Origin of the sequence: Bradyrhizobium sp. (genome assembly GCF_022844465.1) — a bacterium.
Lineage (GTDB): Bacteria > Pseudomonadota > Alphaproteobacteria > Rhizobiales > Xanthobacteraceae > Bradyrhizobium.
In genome coordinates, this window is sequence record NZ_JALHLP010000001.1 from 696189 (window position 1) to 714150 (window position 17962).

Here is a 17962-nt window from a genome sequence, read left to right on the forward strand (position 1 = left end):
GTTTATGGCCTCCGCTCGGATAGAACAGCCGCGCGTCCCCACGGTCGCAAAAGCGCCTTGGGTTTACCGCAGCATCCTAGCAAGACGTCTCAGCAGCGCCCATTGGGACGCCTGAGCGCCTACGAGAACGGGCACCAGTGCGCCAGATCGTACCTGAGCAATGGAAGCAGAAGATCCGGAACTTCTTTCTGGATCTGGACGCGCGCATCGATTCGACGCTGTTCTCGTCGGGCAAGGGCTTGCGCGAACTTTACGAACGCTATTCCACCTTCATGGATCGCTTCCATGTCGGCCGCTGGAAACGCTGGGTTTTCATCGAGCCGGCCTCGGAAGCCGCAACCGTCGGCCTCGGCGGGTTGATCGTCATGCTGGCGCTCGCGGTCCCCGCGTTCCGGGAAACCGCCGATGACGACTGGCTCAAGAAGTCCGATCTGGCGGTGTCCTTCCTCGACCGTTACGGCAACCCGATCGGCAGCCGCGGCATCAAGCACAACGACTCGATCCCGCTGGAGGATTTCCCGGACAATCTGATCAAGGCGACACTCGCCACCGAGGACCGCCGCTTCTACGACCATTTCGGCATCGACATGGCCGGAACCGCGCGCGCGCTGGTCACCAACGCGCAGGCCGGCGGCGTGCGCCAGGGCGGTTCGTCGATTACGCAACAGCTGGCGAAGAACCTGTTCCTCAACAACGAGCGCACCATCGAACGCAAGGTGAAGGAAGCGTTCCTGGCGATCTGGCTGGAGACGCGCCTGACCAAGAACGAAATCCTGAAACTCTATCTCGACCGCGCCTATCTGGGCGGCGGCACCTTCGGGGTCGATGGCGCGGCGCATTTCTACTTCAACAAATCGGCGCGCGACGTCACGCTCGCGGAATCGGCGATGCTGGCGGGCCTGTTCAAGGCGCCGACCAAATACGCCCCCCATATCAACCTGCCCGCCGCCCGCGCCCGCGCCAACATCGTGCTCGACAACCTCGTCGATGCCGGTTTCATGACCGAGGGCCAGGTGTTCGGCGCGCGGCGCAACCCGGCCATCGCCGTCGACCGCCGCGACGAAAACTGGCCGAACTATTATCTCGACTACGCCTTCGAGGAGATGCGCAAGCTGGTCGATACCTTCCCGAAATCCTACACCGAGCGCGTCTTCGTGGTCCGCACCGCGATCGACATGACCGTGCAGCGCGCCGCAGAGGAAGCGGTCGAAAACCAGTTGCGCCAGTTCGGCCGCGACTATCACGCCACACAAGCCGCCGCCGTGGTCGCCGATCTCGACGGCGGCATTCGCGCGATGGTCGGCGGACGCGACTATGGCGCCAGCCAGTTCAACCGTGCGACCGACGCCTATCGGCAACCCGGCTCCTCGTTCAAGCCCTACGTCTACGCCACCGCGCTGCTGAACGGCTACAAGCCGAGTTCGATCGTGGTCGACGGCCCGGTCTGCATCGGCAACTGGTGCCCGCAGAATTATGGCCATTCCTATTCCGGCTCGGTCACCCTGACACAGGCGATCACCCGCTCGATCAACGTGGTGCCGGTGAAGCTGTCGATCGCGCTCGGCGGCAAGGCGCCGAACCCGGCCAAGGTCGGCCGTCAGAAGATCACCGAGGTGGCGCGCCGGTTCGGTCTGACAGCACCACTCCCCGACACGCCGTCGATGCCGATCGGCTCAGACGAAGTCACTGTGGTCGAACATGCGGTCGCCTATGCGACGTTCCCGAACAAGGGCCGGGCGGCCAAACCGCACGCGGTGCTGGAAGTGCGCAGCAGCGTCGGCGACCTGGTCTGGCGCTTCGATCGCGACGGCAAGAAGCCGGTGCAGGCGATACCGGCCTCCGTCGCCGCCGACATGTCGGGGATGATGAGCCACGTCGTCAGCGAAGGCACCGCGCGGCGCGCCGCGATCGAGGGTATTCCGACCGCCGGCAAGACCGGCACCACCAACGCCTATCGCGACGCCTGGTTCGTCGGCTTCACCGGCAATTTCAGTTGCGCGGTCTGGTATGGCAACGACGACTACTCGCCGACCAACCGGATGACCGGCGGCTCGCTGCCGGCGCAGACCTGGCGCGAGATCATGGTCGTCGCGCATCAGGGGGTCGAGGTGAAGGAAATCCCCGGGGTCGGGATGGGCGCGAAACCGCCGCAGTCCGCCCTCCCCGCCGCCGTGGCGGCCAGCAGCGCGTCGAGGATACTGGAGACCAAGCCGGGGCCCCCGCCGGTACTGACCAAGCGCGGTGCGGATATTCTGGTGCGCGTCGAGAAACTGCTCGACGACGCCGGCAAGGCCGCGGGCAAGACCTCGTCCAACGATCAGCCAAAGCAGCCCGCGAAACCGATCACCTCAGGCGCTGTGGCCTCGCCGGACAATTTTGCCGCGGCGGCCGGCGCCCAGGCGGCACCGGCGCCGCGAAACTAGTCGCATGATCCGGAAGCGGGCCATCGATTTTCTCGGCGCAGACGCGTATCCTTGACCCGGACATCATGCCCATATGACAGGACATCTCTCATATTCCCGTTGAAGCGAATCGACGGGAATACGACACGGTGAGATTTCGGAGCGCTGGCCCGTGCGGCTGATCTTCATCGCCTTGCTGACGTTGGCGCTTGCCGCCGTCGTCGGCCTCGGCTCGACCTATCTGACGGCGACCCGCGGCACCGATCTCGGTACGCTGACAATCGGCGCCTGGACCGCGCGGCCCAAGAGCGGCACCGCCGAGGTGGATCCCTATTCGCGCGCCGCCATTGCCCGCAGCGGTGAATTGCCGATCGGCACCGGCGACGGCATTGCCTTCTCAGCCACCACTGACGACAAGAACAGGCCGCTCGACGGACGATGCGATGTGGTCGTCAGCGGGGTGACGCCGGCGGCCCGGTTCTGGACACTGACGCTGTTCGACCGCAAGGGACACCTGGTTGCGAATTCGCTGCAGCGCTACGGATTCACCAGCCAGGAGATCATCCGCAGCTCCGATGGCCAGTTCGAGATCCGGGTGGCGGCGCGCTCGCGCGCCGGCAACTGGCTGCCGACCGGCGGCATCGAACGCTACGCGCTGATGCTGCGGCTCTACGATACGCCGGTCGGCGTGGCGACGCGGACGCAGCGCGACGCGCCGATGCCCTCGATCTCGACGGTGAGCTGCCCATGATCCGCGTGTTGTTCACCATCGTCGCGGGCGTGCTGCTGGGTGGCGTGGTGCATCTGGTCAGCGTGCTGGCGCTGCCGCGCCTGGCGAGCCAGGATGCCTATTCCCGCTTGACACCGCTGACCAGGCTGAACTCCGTCACGGCGCTGCCGCTGGCAGAGCCCAACAACGCGCCGATGCCGTTCATGGACCCGGCGTTCGCGGTCGCGATCTGCCGCTACGACCTCTCCGAGGGCGCCATCAAGCTGACGGTGCCCGTCAGCCAGGCCTACACCTCGGTGTCGTTCTATACGCGCAACGAGGTCGCCTATTACGCCATCAACGACCGCTCGGCCGGCCGCAAGGTGATCGAACTCGACCTGATGACGGAGGCGCAGCACGCCGAATTGCCGGAGGATGAGGAAGTCACCGCCGCCGACCGCCTCATCATCGACTCCCCGACCACGACCGGCTTGATTGTGCTGAAGGCGCTGGCGCCGGAGCCCGGCCTGATGCCGCAGGCGCAGGCGGCGCTCGCGGCTTCCAGTTGCAAGCTGCAGACCGAACCCGCGGCGGCGAAACAGCCGGAGCCTGCGCCGGCGCCGCCACCGGCGCCCCCCAAAGGCAGGAGCAAGTAGCGTCGCACGCGACCCGTTCCGGCGCCGGCGGCGAAAGTGATCAGCCCTTCACGCTCACGGCCCGCCCAATCACAGGCTGCGCGGCCATCGGCGGATTGGCGGTTTGCGCCGCGAGCTCGCCGATCAGCCGGTCGGCATCGGCGGCGATGATGTCGGGAGTTTGAATCGCCAGCCGCTCCAACGCCCAGCGATAGGACGCGATGCGCCGTTCCAGGCATTGCTGCACCCATTGCACGATCAGCGCGTTCTCCTCCATGCGCGCGACCGCATCGGCCTGTTCGCGCGGCGACAGTTCGGACACGACCCTGAGGCTGGCGTTGCGCTTGCGGTCGAGTTCGATCACGCGCGCGGCGGATGCAAAGAACGGCTCGAATCTGACAATGTCGTTGCGAACATCCTCGATCAGTTGCTGGTAACGCGAGGTGTGCGAACGGTGCGGCTCGTCGATCAACGCGCGCCCGTAGCTGGTGCGGTCGAACACCACCTTCTGCCGCCAAGGCGAAGGCAGCGGCTGATAGTCGCCGAACACGCTCTTCCAGGCCGGACGCGAGCGCGGCGGCTCGATCAGGGGATAGGCGAGATCGCGAAGCTGGCGTTCGTTTTCGGTGAGCTGGAAGTGCGAAGGCTTGAGGCCGACGCTTGCCGTCGCCTCCGCGCCCAGCCAGCGATGCATGTCGTCGTTGCGCATGTCTGCGCGGGTGCGGCCAAAGTCGCCGCCACTGCAGGCCCCCAGGGCCAGGCTCGCGAGCAGCAGGGTGAGCGCCGGGAGCGACCGAGTGCCGGTAGTCCGGATCGGAAAGCGCATCTCCGGCATCTCTGAATTTCCGTCAGGAGCGGCGGCGGCGACGGCGTCCGGGCGCAGCGCCTTCTTCCGGTCCACGCCCGTCACCGGTTTCGGCGACGCCCCGCTCGATGCGGACAACGGGAAGGATCAGCACGGTTCCGAGGCCCTCGCCCGGCGCCCCCTCCACGGCAGAGCCCGGCCGCCGCGAGGCCGCATCCGCCGGAAATTCGATGATAGTGCCCATATTCCATTCTCTCTGGTCGCCGCGCGGACAGGATGTGGCCGGCGGCATGGAGTCATTCAGAACAGAACGTGGTTAACGGCATCTTAATTTGCGCCGGCCGTAGTTTCCCGTGCCAGGAACGGCTTCGGGGCGACAGAACGATATCGAGCCAAGGGCGCCGGGCCTCTGTGGCCGACGCCTTGCATTTTAGCCAATCTCTTCACCGGCTGTTTTCCTTAACCAGCTCTTAAAGCCCCGCGCGTAGGCTGGCGCGAAGTATTGGCGAAGTCGCGTAACCTGACATGACCTCAGCTCCATTGTTTCCCGGTTTTGACGGGCTGATGACGCTCTCCCGCCGCGAGGGGGTCGATATTCGTCCGACGCTGCTGCGCGTGCTGACCGACCTTTATGTCCAGGCCAGCGCCCATTCCGCCGACGAGGAACGGCAATTTGTCGAACTGGCGTCCCGGCTGATCGATCAGGTCGACGACGCCACGCGCGCCGCCGTGCGGTCGCGGCTGGCGGTCTATCCGGCGACGCCGGCGGAGATCAGCATCAAACTGGGGTTGCGGCGTTCACCCCCCGGCCAGGATGAGCCCGTCGCCGTTGCGACCGAGCCTTGGCGGCAGCGAATGCCGAGCGAAGCCCAGTTGCGCATGGCGTCCAACCTGCCGATGCGGCCCAACGATGCCGTCGAAATCACCGGCACCTTCTTTGCCGCCGGCTGCAGCGAACGTGCGCTCATGCTGCAACAGCTCGCCGAAGCGCCGCTCAAGGCCTCGGCAAGAATCCCCGCCGCCCGCGCGGCCCGCGCGATCGAAACCCTGGAAATGGCCGCGTTCGCCGAGGACACCGGAAGCTTCGCGCTCGAACTGGGCGAGGCGCTGATCCTGCCGGCGCGGATCGCCGAGCAAATCGTCCATGACCCCGGTGGCGAGCCTCTGGCCTGCGCGGCACGGGCGCTGGAGATGCCAGGCGCGGCCTTTCAGCGCGTTCTGATGTTCCTCAACCCGGAACTCGGCTGTTCCGTGCATCATGTCTATCGGTTGTCGCGACTCTACGATCGATTGAGCGAACGCTCCGCGCTGGTCATGCTGTCGGCATGGCGCGGTACGACCATGTCCGTCACCCGCGCCAAGCACCGTTCCGCGCTTTACGACGACGAGCGCAACCGAGCGCGAGCCGCGACCCCGCAGGGACATTCCGGCGTGCAACCGGCCGGCGCGCCCGCCATTCGCACCGGCACCGACGGCTTGAAACGCTAGAGCGGAATGACTTTTCTTCGAATCGCCATCCCGCTCTAAGCCCTTTGTTTGCGCATGATCTTTTCGGAAAACCGCTACACACTTTTCCGGATCATGCGTCAAGACTTCGCCAGATCGAGAAAATGCCGCCCTGCCCGGTCCTCGGTCTCGACGATCCAGGCGTCGGGATCGAAGCGGATTTCGCTGGCCAGACGCTCTTCCACCGACTGTTCCGATACCGGCTGCGGCGAGGTCGGAACGAAGAAGCGCTCGGCCGGCCGGCTGTCGTCGTAAACCGTCTGCGGCGCAGGCGCAAAAAGCAGGGCGTTGCCGTCGAGCAGCGCCACCTTGATGAAGACGGCCCCGGCCTCCTCGGCGCCCCGCCGGCGCACGGCGCCAAAGATGCCCTCGGTCTGGCAGCGGCGCAGATAGGCCGCCACCCAGATGGATGATTTCAGTCGCATGGGCCGGACGTTAGGCCACCGCCCGCGGAGAATCTAGTCGATCGGATGGCCGATGACGGCGGAGAGTTCGCGCACCAGGCGATCCGACATCTGGCCGGTCACCGGGAGCTTGCGCTCCCGCTCGAACTTCGAAATGGCGGCCTGGGTATCGGCGCCGACGGCGCCGGTCGGCTTCAATTGGCCGTAGCCATACTGGGTGAGCGCGCGCTGTACCGCTGCGACGCGACGCGCGCCGGCGTTCTGCGCGGGCGGCGGAATCGGCGCCGGCGGCCGCGCGACAATCGCCGATGTCGTTGCGGGCGCGCCGGTCGGCTTGACCATCGGACTGGTCGTTGCGTCGGGGCTCCTCGGACCGGGATTCCTGGAATCGGCGCCCCTCACCTCGACTGGCCTGATTTCCTGCGGTTCGGCCTCCGTCGGCCTGGCGATGATCTCGACCGGGCGCGGACGCGGCAACGGGCCGGCGACGGCTGCTTGCTGCGCCGGCAGCGTGACGACCGAGCCAAACATCGGCGACGGATGCCGGCCGGTCTGCAGAAAGAGAGCGTTGGCGACAATGGCGCAGACGGCAGCGGCGGCAAGCAGGGCTGCGACCGTGTCCTTCGGACTGTGCAGCAGCGCGCGCATCACAAGGTTGCGCTCCTCATCGACGTCGAGCGCAGCCGGCCGCGCGCTGCGGCGGCGGCGCGGCATCTCGTGATCGTCATCGTTGCGTCTAGGCACGTTTCTTCACCTGATGGGCTCGGTCCTGCAATCCTGACCGCAGCGCCGGCTTCAGCGGCGCGACATTGCTTGAAGGCGGCTGCGGCGGCGTGAAGTCCAGCGGCAACGCCACGGCTACCGTGGTCCCCTCGCCGACACTGCTTTGCACCTTCAGCTCGCCATTGTGCAGCCCAACCAGACCTTTCACGATCGACAGGCCAAGGCCGGTGCCTTCCTGCTTGCGCTCAAAGGTCTTGCCGGCCTGGAAGAAAGGATCGCCAATCCGCTTGAGGTCGTCGGCGGCAATACCCACCCCGGTATCGGCGACACGAAGCAACAGCCGCGATCCCTCGACCGAAGCCGAGACCGTGACGCGGCCGCCCCGCTCGGTGAACTTGATGGCGTTGACGACAAGGTTCAGCGCGATCTGCTTGAAAGCGCGCGGATCCCCGGTCATGACGGGCAACTCTTCGGGCGCACGGATGATCAGGTCGACGCCGCTGTCGCGCGCCTTCAGGGCCAGCAGATTGCAGCAATGCAGCAATGCAGCACGAGGCGCGAAAGGCTCCGGCGAAATCTCGAAATTACCCGCTTCCATCTTGGACATGTCGAGAATACCGTTCACCATCGACAGCAGATGCTGGCCGGAATCGTGGATCAGCTGCGCGTACTCCTTGCGCCTGTTCGCATCGAGCATCAGCACGTCTTCCTGCACGATCATTTCGGAAAACCCGATGATGGCGTTCAGCGGTGTCCGCAGTTCGTGGCTCATGGTCGCCAGGAAGCGGGTCTTGGACGCATCTGCCCGCTCGGTGTCCGCGCGCGCCAGTTCGAGCGCCTGCTGCTGAAGCTTCCGGTCGGTGACGTCGCGCATCACGGCAACGACATCCGTACCCGTCGAGGCCCCATCAAGCGGCCGGCAACGCATCTCGACCCAGATGAAATCAGCGGCAATGTCCCGATCGCGAACCGCGTCGCGGCGGATCCGGAACTCGACGCGCTGCTCACCGCCGCGTGCGGCATCCGACAACGCCGTGAGATAGGCCGGACGATCGGCGACATGGACACGATCGAACAGACCGTGGCCGGCAAGCCGCGCGACCGAGGTGCCGAGCATGGATTCGGCGGCCGGAGAAATGAAGTGCACGGCGCCGTTGCGGCCGTGCCGCGAAATCACGTCGCTGATGTTGCGCGCGAGCAGGCGGTAGCGGTCTTCCTCGATCGAGAGCAGCGATCCGGACGCACGCGCCAGCGCTTCCGCGCCAAAGGCGAGCCCCGCGGCATACAGCGTCGCCGACGCCACGCCTGCCGTCATCAGCAGGCCGCGCAAGGCCGCGCTCGGTTCCGCCGCCGGCAGCAGATGAAAATGTCCGAGCGCGATCAGCAAGGCGGCGCAGCACAGCGCCAGCGCCGACGCGAACGCCACCACGCGGCGCGAAGCCGACAGCGCAGCCTCTACGGGAACGACCACCAGCCAGATCACCGCGAAGGATTCAATGCCTCCGGTGATTGCGGCGATCATCATGACTAGGCCTGCCACCGCCAACGATGACAGGATATGCGCAGCCTCATAACGGCCGGTGCGCGACAGAAACCAGGACAGCAGGATGGGCGCGGTCAGCCAGGCAAACGCCGCGACCTCGAGCGCGGTCGGCGCCCCGCGCAGCACCAGATATACCGGAAAAGCCGCCAGCGCGACCAGGCTTCCAAGCAACCGAGGCGCCATGAAGGCGCGATGGCGGGCGCGCGTAAGCGCATCATATCGTGCCGAGGGATGCAGCAACGCATCGAGACAATCGCGGATGATACTCAATACGGTCACTGCTCTCGCGCTTCGGCTTGTTCGCCAGCCAGAGGCGCCGAAACGCCCCCTCCAGACGCGGTACCGTGTCAGAGCGAACTTAAGCGAACGCTAAGGCTGCGCGGAGCAGCGGCCGACAACGCGCGTCCGCGAGACTTTCAGCCGCTACGCGCCGTTCATTCGAGGCGGATGGTGAACGTCGGGTTTCCGACCTGATCAATCCATGGTTTCGAATTGGTGGACGCACCGTCCGCGTCCGGTTTGGTCGCGCTGCCGTCGTCAATGGAAAATTTACGTCGAATCGAACCATTGCATCGTTTGCACAATTTTCGCCGGCTTTGCCTGATGCAAACACCATCGATTTATCGAGGGCTGTTAATCAGCAACCAACCAGCGGACCAACCGCGGGCAACCACAAGAGACGACCGGAATCGCGAGATGTTTTTCCTGCTTCGCATGGCTTTTTGGCTCGGGCTTGTGCTGGTGCTGCTGCCCAGGGACAAGACGCCTGAATCTGACAAGCTGCCGCAAATCGGCGCGTCCGAAGCCGTATCGGCGGCGACCGCCGCCGTCTCCGACATGAGCCAGTTCTGCAAGCGCCAGCCATCAGCCTGCGAGGTCGGCGGCCAGGCCGCGACCGCGATCGGCCAGCGTGCCCAGGAGGGCGCCCGCAAGCTCTACAAGATCATTATCGACAAGAAGGCGCCCGACCACACCGGATCGATTGTGGGCACCGAGGCCGCGGTGGCCGACGCCGTTCCGCGCGAGACGCTCAGTCCGGACGATATGGCGATCGAATGGCGGCTACCGCCCGCGCCATAATTGCAAATAACGTCACGGAACTAGCGCCATTTCCGTCGCTTTCGGCTGAACCGCATCCTATATATCCTGCTCGCATCAGGTGCCGAATGACGATCGACGAGATCAGGGAGAATTTCGAGCTGCTGGAGGATTGGGACGACCGTTACCGGTACGTCATCGAACTCGGCCGCACGCTCGATCCAATGCCGGAAGCGGAACATTCCGCCGAGAACAAGGTGAACGGCTGCGCCAGCCAGGTCTGGCTTTCCAGGCAGATCGAGCGCAGCGGCGCCGGCGAGCCGCGGCTGAAATATCTGGGCGACAGCGACGCCCACATCGTCCGCGGCCTGATCGCAATCCTGCTGACGCTCTATTCCGGACGCACGCCGCAACAAATCCTGGCGACCGACGCGCTGGCCGTATTTGACGGGTTCGGATTTCGCGAGCACCTGACGCCGCAGCGTTCCAACGGCCTGCGGTCGATGGTCGAGCGCATCCGCGCGGACGCGCGCGAGGCGCTGGCGGCAACTTCGTAGTTACTTCCGCTTCCGCGCCTGCTGGCCCAGTCCCATCTTCTTGGCGAGCTGCGAGCGCGCCACGGCGTAATTCGGCGCCACCATCGGATAATCGGCCGGCAGGCCCCATTTTTCACGATATTGTTCCGGCGTCATGTTGTACTGCGCGCGCAGATGCCGCTTCAGCGACTTGAAACGTTTGCCGTCCTCCAGACAGATCAGATATTCGGGGGTCATCGACTTCTTGACCGATACGGCCGGCTTGGCCGGCTCGAAAGCGGTATCCACCCGACCGGTCGATACCCGCAGCAGCGCAGCATGAACCTGGTTGATCAGGTTCGGGATTTCGGAAGCCGGTGTCGGGTTGTTGCTCAGATAGGCCGAGACGATACTCGCGGTCAGCTCAACGGGCGTTTTACCGACGGAATCGGTCATGGTTACCTTCCAGGGAAGCGCGAAACCAACTGACGATCGCCGTAGACCGACAGTGTCCGGTCCCGCCTATACGCGCACGGAATCGATTATCAACTGCCGAACATGAACGGATTGCCGGTGTATTGACAAGAACGGTGATCGCTTCGCGGCAAGTTTTGGCGGCTCATAGCCGCTGATCGAGATGCGCGCGCAGTTCGTCGATCGAGGCAAACCGCATCATGCCCTCCGGCATCTGGGCCTCGATCGAGCCGTCGGAATAAAGCGAATAGGCCATCCCCTCGACCACGCCCGACTTCAGCACCGTCACCGCCGCTTGACCCGTACTCCGCGCCGACGAACCCTTGGCTTCGCCGAACGTCGGCGGCGTCCGGCCGGCGCGCCGCGCGGAAGCTGGTTCACCGCCGGACTTCGCGCGTTTCCCCGCTGGTCGGGTATCTTCGAGCGCCGCCGGTTGCAGCCCGGCCGTTTCGATCTCCGGCGACATGACGGAGGAGTTCGGGCGTAGATCAGGCGGAAGCAGATCCGGCGAGAATGGCTCGCTGGTCCTCGCTTGCACCCGATCGCGATCCTGGCGCGATGTCGATGAAAACAGCAGATTTCGCTTGGGTTTCGGAGCCTGTGGAGCCATCTCGGCCGGCTCCGGCATCGGGTGATCACGCAATACAGCTTCATCCTGCCACGGGGGCGGCAGAGCGGACATATCAGTGCCACCTGCCTGCGGCATGCCCTGCTGATCACGGCCGGATGGAAAGCCGTTCTCGCCGGCGGCATAGTCGCGGTTGGCACCGGGCGACAGGACAGGTTGCGACTCGACTTCGCCGAGCGGCTCCGGCATCCCGCCGACAAACCGCCGCGCGGTTTTGCGCAACTCCCCGACCGCGATCCACAGCGATATCATGATCGCGCCGGTGCAAAACCCCATCGCGCCGGTGATGATCAGCGTGTTGCCGGTGCTGAATTCCTTGATCGGGACCCCGAAGCCGATCGCCAGCAGGCCCACCAGAACCAGGCCGATCCCGACGACCAACAAAACAACCATCATCTACCAACCCCCTGAGCCGTCGCGGGAAATGCCCACTGGCCGCTGATGCCACGATACCGTCATATTGTGCCCTTGGCCAACCGACAATTGAACCCAGAGTTCCCCAAAAGCTTTGGACCGGGTCCTTCTTTGCCTGGCCTGCCGGTTGGCTCATTCAGGCCCCATTCAGCCCGAGCGCCCCAAGAATAAACCGTTCGATTGCGGCTCTTTGCTGCGTTGCATCAAGGATTTATGTCACAATCCCCAATTACTTGGTAAGCCAACTCAGCTATATGGGATACTGGGGAATGAGGCTCAAGAATACCGTGACTGGGCCATAGGGGACACCGGGTTACCATCAGCCATGTCATCGATCACGACTTCCGCCCTCGATACGCCCGCGCGGCGCTCGGTGGAACGGACCTGCGACGACCTTGCCGTGTTCGCACTGGGCGCCGTCGCCCTCATCGCGGGCCTGACCTTTCGTGACTACGGCCTGGGCTGGGACGACTATACCCACGCCGAATACGCCGATCTGCTGCTGCGCATGTACGCCTCCGGTTTCGGAGATACCGCAGCGCTGTCTTTCGCCAATCTCTACATGTATGGTGGCGGCTTCGACATGGCGGCCGCGCTGCTGCACAAGGTCATTCCACTCGAACTGTTCGAAACCCGCCGCCTGCTCGGAGCCGTCGTCGGCCTGATCGGTCTTGCCATCACCTGGCGGCTGGCGCGGCGCGTCGGCGGCCCGCTGGCGGGGCTCGCGACGTTGCTGCTGCTGGCGTTGTGCCCGACCTTTTACGGCCACATGTTCATGAACCCGAAGGACGCGCCGTTTGCCGTCTCGATGGTCATCCTGATGCTCGGCCTGGTGCGCCTCGCCGAGGAATATCCGGCGCCCTCGCCGCGAACCATCCTGATCGTCGGCCTCGGGGCCGGGCTCTCCATCGGCTGCCGCATCCTCGGCGGGCTGGCGCTGGTCTATGCTATGGTAGGCTTCGTGCCGCTGCTGATCGAGGAGGTCCGCAACCGGGGGGCGCGCGAGGCCGTGCATCGCCTTGCCCACGTCGGCTATATGCTGCTGCCTGGCCTGGTCCTGGGCTACCTGATCATGGGCCTGATATGGCCGTGGTCGATCATGGAGCCCGGCCATCCGTTCCAGGCGCTGACCTATTTCTCGCATTTCTTCGAAAAACCCTGGAAGGAAATGTTCGACGGCGCGCTGGTGTCGGTGCCCGATATGCCGTGGTCGTACCTGCCAACGCTGTTCGCGCTGCAGCTTCCCGAAGTCCTGCTCGCGCTCCTGTTTGCCGGCGTCGTCGGCACCTTCCTGTCGCTGTCACGCTTTGACGTGTCAGCCCGCCGCAAGACCATCTTCCTGATGCTGACGCTGGCGGCCAGCCTGCCGCTGGTGATCGCAATGGTGAAGCGCCCCGCGCTCTACAACGGCATCCGGCATTTCATTTTCGTGATTCCGCCGATGGCAGTCCTCGCCGGCGTATCATTCGCCTGGGGCATGAACTGGCTGACAGAACATCACCGCCGCTGGCAACCGGCGGCGCTGGCGCTGTTCTCGTTCGGCCTGTTGCTGCCGCTTAGCGAGATGATCCGCCTGCACCCCTACGAATACACCCATTTCAACCACATCGCCGGCACGGTCCGCTCCGCCGACAATCTTTTCATGCTGGACTACTGGGGGTTGGCGCTCAAGCAGGCGTCCGATGGTCTGCGCGACGAACTGGTCGAGCGACAGGAATCGCCGCCACAGGGGCACAAATGGAAGGTCGCGGTATGCGGGCCGCAGCGCCCGGCGCAGGTCGCGCTTGGTCCCGAGTTCACGATCGGCTGGGACAGCCAGTCCGCCGACTTCGCGATGACGCTGGGCGAGTTCTACTGCAAGGGCCTCACCGCCCCGGTGCTGGTGGAAATCAGGCGCGACGACGTCGTGTTTGCGCGTGTCTACGATATTCGCGGCAGCAGCATCTCGACCCTGCTGGAGATTCCGCCACCCTGACCGCGCGCAGCCGGCCTGGCATCAGCCCCCGCCACGCTGGCTTGCTGCGGATCCGCTGGAGGAATAGGCTTGTTCGCGAACATCATCAATTGACGGGAGAGACCGCGTCATGTCGCCAGCCGAAGCCCGCCTGAAGCAAGTCCCGTCCGGCATGAGCGAGGCTGAGTGGACCCAGCGCGTCAACCTCGCCGCCTGTTACCGCCTCGTCGCGCTGTATGGCTGGGACGATCTGGTCGATACCCACATCTCCGCGCGTGTGCCCGGCCCCGACCATCATTTCCTGATCAACCCCTATGGCCTGATGTTCGAAGAAATCACGGCCTCGAGCCTGGTGAAGGTCGACCTCCACGGCAACCAGCTCACCGAAAGCCAGTACAGCATCAACCCGGCCGGCTTCACCATCCATTCGGCCATCCACGAGGCGCGCGAGGATGCCGGCTGCGTCCTGCATCTGCACACGCCGGACGGAACCGCCGTGGCGAGCTGCCTGGAAGGCCTGCTGCCGATGAACCAGACCGCGCATTTCGTCACCCACGACCTCGCCTATCACGATTACGAAGGCGTGGCGCTGGATCATGACGAACGCCCGCGGCTGCAGAAGGACCTCGGCGACAAGAACCATATGCTGCTGCGCAATCACGGCACGCTGACGGTCGGCCGTTCGGTCGCTTGCGCCTTCGAGCGCATGTATCATCTGGAGCGAGCCTGCACCATGCAGGTGCGCACCCGCATGCTGGGCCCGACCGCCTACCCGGTCGAACAGGCCGTGATCGACAAGAACGAGCAGCTGTTCCACAATCCCGATGGCGCGGAACGGCGCTCGACCACCCTGGTATGGCCGCCGCTGTTGCGCAAACTCGACCGCATCGATCCGAGCTACCGGAATTGAGTTTTCCGGATTTTTGTATAGTATCGCCTTCAACGACCTCTGCACTACCGGATCCAGACGCCGCCCAATTCCGGGCGGCGTTTTTTGTTCTGAGAGCGTGTCCCGGACGCGGTGCAGCGTTCTTCGTTGCTCCGGAGAGCCGGGACCCACTACCACGATTGCCATGGGTCTCGGCACTGCGGTTCACCACGCCGCTCTGCGGCGCAGCGTCTGGACCCAAAATTGCGAAAACAACCCCATGCAAAGTAGGAATGGGGTCTCGCACTATCCGAAAACGCAAGATCTAGTATGTATGGAGCCCTCAGGGAGCATAGGGTGTCTCCCTAAGGGCAGCTTCAGTAGGACAGCGTACGCGCCGCGCCGACGTGCTTTTTAGTCGGAGGCTGAGATCGAGCTCTGGCAGGGACAGCCTCATCGTCGAGGATGTCGCGACTGCCGGCGCCCAACAGCGAGCCCACCACCGCTCTCATCACCGGTGCACAGACGCCATTGCCGAGCACCCTTACCTTGTCCCTGCGGGTACCTTGGTCGAGCGCAAACTGCACGCCATTACCATTTTCATCCTTCAGATGGGTAAGGCCCATTGCACGCTTTAGCTCGGGTACTTGAAGCATCCGTAGCGTTGGCTGACCATCGATCCAGCGAACAAGCCCGAAGCGGTCCAACGTCGTTAGGGTCCGCAACGGGCGATCGAGCCGTTGCCAGCCGCCCGCTTTGTCTGAACCGTAGTAGACGATCAGGAAATCTTTCCCGCGACCGAGTTCTGCTATGCCGCGCTCCACGCGGGCTATCGTCGAAGCTGCCCGCTTGCCGTTGTAGACGGGATCAGCGGAATAATTGCCTTCACGCTCGAGAATGCACGAGGCGTCTCTTGTCGGCCTGTAGCCGGGCAATGCAAGAGTGGGTGTCACAAGTTGGTCGCCGACGATGAACAGGCGCCTGCGGCTCTGCGGAGTACCGAAATCAGAGGCATCGAGGGGGCCGATCCGGAGCTTGTACCTCTTCTTCAACGAGGCAATGAGACCGTCGAAGCCCGGCCAATTGCGCATCGGAGTCACGTTCTCGAGCACCACCCATCGCGGATCAAGCGCTTTGATGAAATTCATGACGTACCAGCCCGAGCGCTGGCTCTCCTGGTCGACCGGCCGGTTGCCGCGGGCGATTGAATGGTGAGTGCATTCCGGAGACGCTATCAGCATGTCGACCTTGCCGATGCGCCCGAAGATGTCGGGGCCGCTCCGGTCGGTGAGTCTCGCATTGATTACCTTGGCGGTCGGAAAGTTGTCGCCGTAGGTGGCTGCTGCGACATCCCAAGCATCCACGGCGCCGACCATCGTCAAGCCGGCATGTCTAGCGCCTGCGCTGCCGCAACCGCCTCCGGAAAACAGGTCGATGCCCTTCATTAAGTCCCCAATTATCTGAGCGCTGGAGTTTCGCTCAACATGCCAGGCTTTCTGGCAAGACGCCACGTCTCATCTGCGGTCTGCAGCGACAATTCTTGCGAGGCAGGCGGCGGGGTTCTTTTTTATCTGGTGCTCCCAAAGTCTAATCACCCTCCATCCGGAGCGACGCAGGGTCCGGAAGTTCCGGACGTCGCGATTCCTGTTGGCTTGGATCTTCCGCTCCCATTTCTCGGAAAGCTTGAGCCGCCATGCGGGGAACCGCCATCCATGCCAGAAATCGCCGTCCACGAAGATCGCGATACGGCGATCGCGCAGCACGAAATCAGGTCGGCCGGGGAGGTCTCTGGCATGCTCTTCCCAATCCAGTCCGGCCTCCGCGAGCAGGCCAGCGACAACCAGTTCTGGCCTAGTGCCTTTGCCACGGATCCGCGACATCAGGGCGCTCCGCTTCTGGGGGCTCATGATGTCACCTCGGTGCAGTCGAACCGGAGCGGCGTCCACGGGTTTCTTCCTAGTTTTAGTTGCGTAAGTCATTGATACATAGGAGGGTTGCGAGGGAGGACTCGAAAGATCGAGTTTTGCAAGAATGGAAATCCAGGATCGGATCGAAAGCAAGATCACGCAGGGCGATTTCCTTGCAAACATGCTGCGCGTCGCGCGGTCGGAAGGACCGCGGCTTCAGCATGCCTTTGTCGAGCATGTCGGCAACCTCGCGGAGAAACTGAGCGTGTTTCTTCGAGCCAATGGTCGCGTCCAGAAAGCGGCATACAATCCCGCAGAATTCTGGCCACGCCAGAAGGGGCGCGCTTTCGGCTTTGTTGATGGTGGCGTCGCCGCAATTGATCTCCCAGGTGCGTCGCCGCTGGGGATCCGCGTTGGCAGCTACGTGGTCCGGCCTGGCGATGAGTCGGGGGAGCGGGAAGAATTCAAGATCGAATTCTCCATCGTCGACGATTTGTATGCCGAAGAGCCTTTGACCTTTGACGTACCTGAAGACATCGAGGACCGATACGACGATCGGGCCAAACTCCGGGATGCCGCACGGATTATCTCAGAAATCGCAGCCGCGCTGGCGCTGTCGCGTCGCCGACAGGATCTCGGGGTCCTGCTTGTGCACGGTCCTCTGATCAACCCGGCGGCTCCGTACGGGCCACCTGGATTCCCTCACTTCACCGCCGAGGCCGCCGAAAGCCTGTTTGGTGCTGCCGTAGCAAGGGATGAGCGCCATTTCATACCGCTCTACCGTCAGATTCTGGAGCAATTGAAGGAAGCTTCGGCGCCGGTTTTCGGTGTGGTGGAGCGCGATGGCGGAGGCAGACCGCTCCTCGAGCGATTGATCCTGACGATGTATCAGGCGGGCGACTTGCCCGAGGCGGAAAAGAGGGCTGGGCTTGCGCTGTTGCGAAAGTACGATCTTTCGGATGCCCAGATTCTGGACGTCGTGCTGGAAGCCGGCGAATATCTGACGCCGACGACGGTACCGCGCCAGGAGCCGAGCAACAAATGGCCGAAGGACTGGGACGAAAATCTCAAAGTCTATCCCAATCCCCTGACAACGTTTCTGAAGCCATCGGAGACAGTTCGACCTTTCCGGGTCGAAACCTTCGAGGGAGCGCGGAATCACGAAGAGGCGATGACCTTGATCCTCGCTACGGCGCGCCTCTTGCCCGGATACGGCTTCCCGGTGGCTCTGGATATCGTCGACAAGTTCGCCAAGGTTCCGAGTTGGCTGAGCAAGGAGATAGGCGCCGGCCACAAAGCCGTTTTGCTTAGAAAGGCCTTCGAGTCGGATGACCGAAAGCTGCAGGAATACGCTATCAAGATGCTTTCAGTCAGCAGCAGGGACTGGTTTTTTCGGCCAAAGGCCTAATCGGGACATGAATGATGACATGGATAACA

Annotated in this window: 18 protein-coding genes; 9 read left to right on the top strand and 9 right to left on the bottom strand. The window is 63.8% G+C overall.

Features of this window, described 5'->3' with window-relative positions:
* Window positions 1–137 precede the first annotated feature (137 nt).
* The 3 genes from Q0D31_RS03460 to Q0D31_RS03470 all read left to right on the top strand — a co-directional run bounded on the left by Q0D31_RS03460 (window position 138) and on the right by Q0D31_RS03470 (window position 3767).
* Window positions 138–2423 carry a PBP1A family penicillin-binding protein gene (locus tag Q0D31_RS03460; protein ID WP_291844979.1) on the top strand — a complete coding sequence of 762 codons (2286 nt, stop codon included), beginning with the start codon at window positions 138–140 and terminating at the stop codon, window positions 2421–2423.
* A gap of 151 nt (window positions 2424–2574) precedes the next feature.
* Window positions 2575–3153 carry a DUF1214 domain-containing protein gene (locus Q0D31_RS03465; RefSeq protein WP_291844982.1) on the top strand — a complete coding sequence of 193 codons (579 nt, stop codon included), beginning with the start codon at window positions 2575–2577 and terminating at the stop codon, window positions 3151–3153.
* Window positions 3150–3767 carry a DUF1254 domain-containing protein gene (locus Q0D31_RS03470; protein ID WP_291844985.1) on the top strand — a complete coding sequence of 206 codons (618 nt, stop codon included), beginning with the start codon at window positions 3150–3152 and terminating at the stop codon, window positions 3765–3767. Before Q0D31_RS03465 ends, Q0D31_RS03470 begins: the two co-directional genes overlap by 4 nt.
* A 40-nt stretch (window positions 3768–3807) precedes the next feature.
* On the opposite strand, the gene Q0D31_RS03475 is transcribed toward Q0D31_RS03470, so the two are convergent.
* Window positions 3808–4581, bottom strand: a complete 774-nt coding sequence (locus Q0D31_RS03475) for a hypothetical protein (RefSeq protein WP_291844996.1) — start codon at window positions 4579–4581, stop codon at window positions 3808–3810.
* 13 nt (window positions 4582–4594) lie between these two features.
* Window positions 4595–4795, bottom strand: a complete 201-nt coding sequence (locus Q0D31_RS03480; RefSeq protein ID WP_291845005.1) for a hypothetical protein — start codon at window positions 4793–4795, stop codon at window positions 4595–4597.
* Between the two features lie 281 nt (window positions 4796–5076).
* On the opposite strand from Q0D31_RS03480, the gene Q0D31_RS03485 reads away from it, so the two are divergent.
* Window positions 5077–6039 (top strand): DUF2336 domain-containing protein, encoded by a 963-nt coding sequence (locus Q0D31_RS03485; RefSeq protein WP_291845017.1) that lies wholly within the window; start codon window positions 5077–5079, stop codon window positions 6037–6039.
* A gap of 98 nt (window positions 6040–6137) precedes the next feature.
* Here the strand turns inward: Q0D31_RS03485 and Q0D31_RS03490 are convergent, their stop codons facing one another.
* Genes Q0D31_RS03490 through Q0D31_RS03500 form a run of 3 tightly spaced genes read right to left on the bottom strand, consistent with a single transcriptional unit; the run spans window position 6138 to window position 9006 of the window.
* Window positions 6138–6482 carry a DUF1491 family protein gene (locus tag Q0D31_RS03490; protein WP_291845026.1) on the bottom strand — a complete coding sequence of 115 codons (345 nt, stop codon included), beginning with the start codon at window positions 6480–6482 and terminating at the stop codon, window positions 6138–6140.
* Window positions 6483–6515: 33 nt separating this feature from the next.
* The gene (locus tag Q0D31_RS03495; protein WP_291845029.1) at window positions 6516–7205 is read right to left on the bottom strand and encodes a peptidoglycan-binding domain-containing protein; all 690 of its coding nucleotides are present in this window, start codon (window positions 7203–7205) and stop codon (window positions 6516–6518) included.
* On the bottom strand, window positions 7198–9006 hold the full coding sequence (locus Q0D31_RS03500; RefSeq protein ID WP_291845031.1) for an ATP-binding protein: 1809 nt from the start codon (window positions 9004–9006) through the stop codon (window positions 7198–7200). The genes Q0D31_RS03495 and Q0D31_RS03500 overlap by 8 nt, the downstream gene beginning before the upstream one ends.
* 417 nt (window positions 9007–9423) lie before the next feature.
* Here Q0D31_RS03500 and Q0D31_RS03505 point away from each other — a divergent pair, with 417 nt between their 5' ends.
* On the top strand, window positions 9424–9807 hold the full coding sequence (locus Q0D31_RS03505; RefSeq protein ID WP_291845033.1) for a DUF5330 domain-containing protein: 384 nt from the start codon (window positions 9424–9426) through the stop codon (window positions 9805–9807).
* Window positions 9808–9893: 86 nt separating this feature from the next.
* Entirely contained in the window at window positions 9894–10322 is a 429-nt protein-coding gene (locus Q0D31_RS03510; protein WP_291845040.1) for a SufE family protein, read from the top strand.
* Here Q0D31_RS03510 and Q0D31_RS03515 read toward each other — a convergent pair whose 3' ends face one another.
* On the bottom strand, window positions 10323–10736 hold the full coding sequence (locus tag Q0D31_RS03515; protein WP_291845049.1) for a MucR family transcriptional regulator: 414 nt from the start codon (window positions 10734–10736) through the stop codon (window positions 10323–10325). It lies immediately after the preceding gene.
* A gap of 163 nt (window positions 10737–10899) precedes the next feature.
* Window positions 10900–11778 carry a DUF308 domain-containing protein gene (locus Q0D31_RS03520; RefSeq protein ID WP_291845057.1) on the bottom strand — a complete coding sequence of 293 codons (879 nt, stop codon included), beginning with the start codon at window positions 11776–11778 and terminating at the stop codon, window positions 10900–10902.
* Window positions 11779–12121: 343 nt separating this feature from the next.
* Between Q0D31_RS03520 and Q0D31_RS03525 the strand changes: the two genes are divergently transcribed.
* On the top strand, window positions 12122–13771 hold the full coding sequence (locus tag Q0D31_RS03525) for a glycosyltransferase family 39 protein (protein ID WP_291845065.1): 1650 nt from the start codon (window positions 12122–12124) through the stop codon (window positions 13769–13771).
* A gap of 109 nt (window positions 13772–13880) precedes the next feature.
* Window positions 13881–14660 (top strand): class II aldolase/adducin family protein, encoded by a 780-nt coding sequence (locus Q0D31_RS03530; RefSeq protein ID WP_291845073.1) that lies wholly within the window; start codon window positions 13881–13883, stop codon window positions 14658–14660.
* Window positions 14661–14995: 335 nt separating this feature from the next.
* Here Q0D31_RS03530 and Q0D31_RS03535 read toward each other — a convergent pair whose 3' ends face one another.
* Window positions 14996–16063 carry a DNA cytosine methyltransferase gene (locus Q0D31_RS03535; protein ID WP_291845083.1) on the bottom strand — a complete coding sequence of 356 codons (1068 nt, stop codon included), beginning with the start codon at window positions 16061–16063 and terminating at the stop codon, window positions 14996–14998.
* Between the two features lie 69 nt (window positions 16064–16132).
* On the bottom strand, window positions 16133–16525 hold the full coding sequence (locus Q0D31_RS03540; RefSeq protein WP_291845092.1) for a very short patch repair endonuclease: 393 nt from the start codon (window positions 16523–16525) through the stop codon (window positions 16133–16135).
* A gap of 124 nt (window positions 16526–16649) precedes the next feature.
* Here Q0D31_RS03540 and Q0D31_RS03545 point away from each other — a divergent pair, with 124 nt between their 5' ends.
* Window positions 16650–17933 carry a DNA double-strand break repair nuclease NurA gene (locus Q0D31_RS03545; RefSeq protein ID WP_291845101.1) on the top strand — a complete coding sequence of 428 codons (1284 nt, stop codon included), beginning with the start codon at window positions 16650–16652 and terminating at the stop codon, window positions 17931–17933.
* Window positions 17934–17962 lie beyond the last annotated feature (29 nt).